This window comes from Streptomyces phytophilus, from assembly GCF_013870535.1.
In the GTDB taxonomy this organism is placed as follows: domain Bacteria; phylum Actinomycetota; class Actinomycetes; order Streptomycetales; family Streptomycetaceae; genus Streptomyces; species Streptomyces phytophilus.
This window is the reverse complement of the sequence record NZ_JACBXC010001122.1, coordinates 1-2006: the sequence shown is the minus strand read 5'-3', so window position 1 is coordinate 2006 and position 2006 is coordinate 1. Positions and strand designations below refer to the sequence as shown.

Here is a 2006-nt window from a genome sequence, read left to right as displayed (position 1 = left end):
CCCGCTCGAAGCGCCAGGCGTCCACGGCCTCTTCCGGCAGGTGGCAGGCGTAGCCCGGCGGGGTGCTCACCAGGAGCCGGGCGGGGGCGCGGCGGGAGCGGCCGGGTTCGAGTCCGCGCCGGAGGTGGGAGACGTACGCCTGGAGCGAGGCCCGTGCGCGCGGCGGCGGTGCGCCGTGCCACAGGTCGTCGATCATGCGGTCCGCGGAGAGTGTCTCGCGGCGCGCCGTCAGCAGCAGCGCGAGGACGGCACGCTGGCGCGGGCCGCCGAGTTCGGCGGACGCGCCGTCGACCTCGGCGGTGAGCGGGCCGAGCACGCCTATCGCCACCACAAGGCGATTTTAGGTCGCGCCCGCCGCCGCCGGTGCGCCGGGGAAGCCCCGGCGCACCGGCGGCGGGCGGGCGGCACACGACCGACCGGCCGTCAGGCACCGTCGGTCGCGTGCGGTCAGCCGTCGAGGTCCCGCAGGTCCAGGCGGCGGAACTCGATGGCCTCGTACGAGCCGGACACCCCCGTCTCGTACAGGACGCCGATGGTCCGGCCGTTGACCTGCACCAGGTCCGAGTAGGCGGCGGGCTGCTGCGAGAGCGTCGTCACCTTCGTGAAGTTGCGCCCCGCGTCGTCGCTGCGCCAGACGGCCATCTTCTCCCGCTTCGTGGGGTTCGAGGGGCCGGAGAACAGCAGCGGCGCCTTCCGCCCCGCGGGCTGCAGCACGCTCGCCTGGACGACGGGCACCTCGTTCAGGTCGGGCTGCACCCGGTACGGCCGCTCCAGGCTCGTGCCGCCGTCGCGGGAGTAGGCGTCGAGGCGGTTGCCGGGGGCGGTGCCGTTCTGGTCGCGGGTGCTGAAGTAGAGGCGGCCGTCGGGCAGTTCCGCGGCAATGTTCTCGTTGCTGTTGATCTCGCCCTCGTACTGGTCGTCGACGAAGCCCAGTTGCCAGGTGCGGCCGCCGTCGTCGCTGTAGATGGCGTGGGCGCCGTAGTACTTGGCCTCCTGCCCGGTGTCGGCGGAGCCGGCCGGCGGGGAGGTGGAGTGGTTGGACGGGATGACGAGCCGGCCGCGGTTCGGGCCGTGCTTGAGGGCGACGGCGTGGCCGGGCCCGGTCGCGTACCAGCGCCACTGCGGCAGCTTGACGTCGGCGGTGATCTCCCGCGGCTCGTCGAAGGTGCGGCCGTCGTCGGTGGAGCGCTGCACGAAGACGCGCCGGCTCTGCTCGGCGGTGACCTCGCCGCGCATGATCTGCGCCTCGGTGACCTTGCCGCTGTTGAACGAGGTGACGAGCACCAGGTCGCCGGTCTCCGGGTCGACGACGGGCGCGGGGTTGCCGCGGGTGTCGCCGCCGCCCGCGGCCACGAGGGACATCGGGCCCCAGGTGCAGCCGCCGTCCTCGGAGCGGCGGACGACGACGTCGATGTTGCCGGAGTCCCCGGCGCCGCCGACGCGGCCCTCGGCGAAGGCGAGGAGGGAGCCGCCGCGGGTCTTGACGCTGGCGGGGATGCGGTACGTGTCGTAGCCGCCCTCGCCGGATCTGTAGGGGACGGAGGGCGTGCAGGGGGCCTTGTCGGACGCCGTGGCTCCGGCGTCGGCCGCCGCCGTGCCGGGGCCCGCGGCCAGGGTGCCGAGGAGGGCGGTCGCGGAGAGGAACAGGAGGCTGGTCGAGGTGCGCATGCGGCGACTCCGGAGTCATGGGACGTAGGAGGTGGGATGTCCGATCGCAAAACGTAGAGGGCGCGGCGGCGCGAGGCAAGACCCCGGACGCCGCAAAAGATCGCACCAACGTGCGGGGCCCCGGGTGTTCGTATGCGATCGTGAGCGGGAATCGAGCTGGTTGGACAGGGGGACGGGGCCGGCCGGGGCGGACCCGCGCGGGCGCCCCACGGGCCCAACAGGCGGGCGGAGGAGGCCGGGTGGCGAGCACGGGCGAGATACGGCGGGCGCGGTACGCCGTCGCGGCGGTGTTCGCCGCGCACGGCGCGGTCACCGGCAGCTTCGCCACCCGGGTCCCC

General features: G+C 74.5%; 2 protein-coding genes. Both read right to left on the bottom strand.

The genetic code is table 11. The annotated features are described in order from the left end of the window. Window positions 1-331: AfsR/SARP family transcriptional regulator (locus tag H5J30_RS29790; protein ID WP_445194967.1), on the bottom strand; the 331-nt coding region annotated here is incomplete at its 3' end. A gap of 116 nt (window positions 332-447) precedes the next feature. Beyond that, window positions 448-1668, bottom strand: coding sequence for a sialidase family protein (locus tag H5J30_RS29785; protein WP_181790459.1), 1221 nt, complete (start codon window positions 1666-1668; stop codon window positions 448-450). Window positions 1669-2006 lie beyond the last annotated feature (338 nt).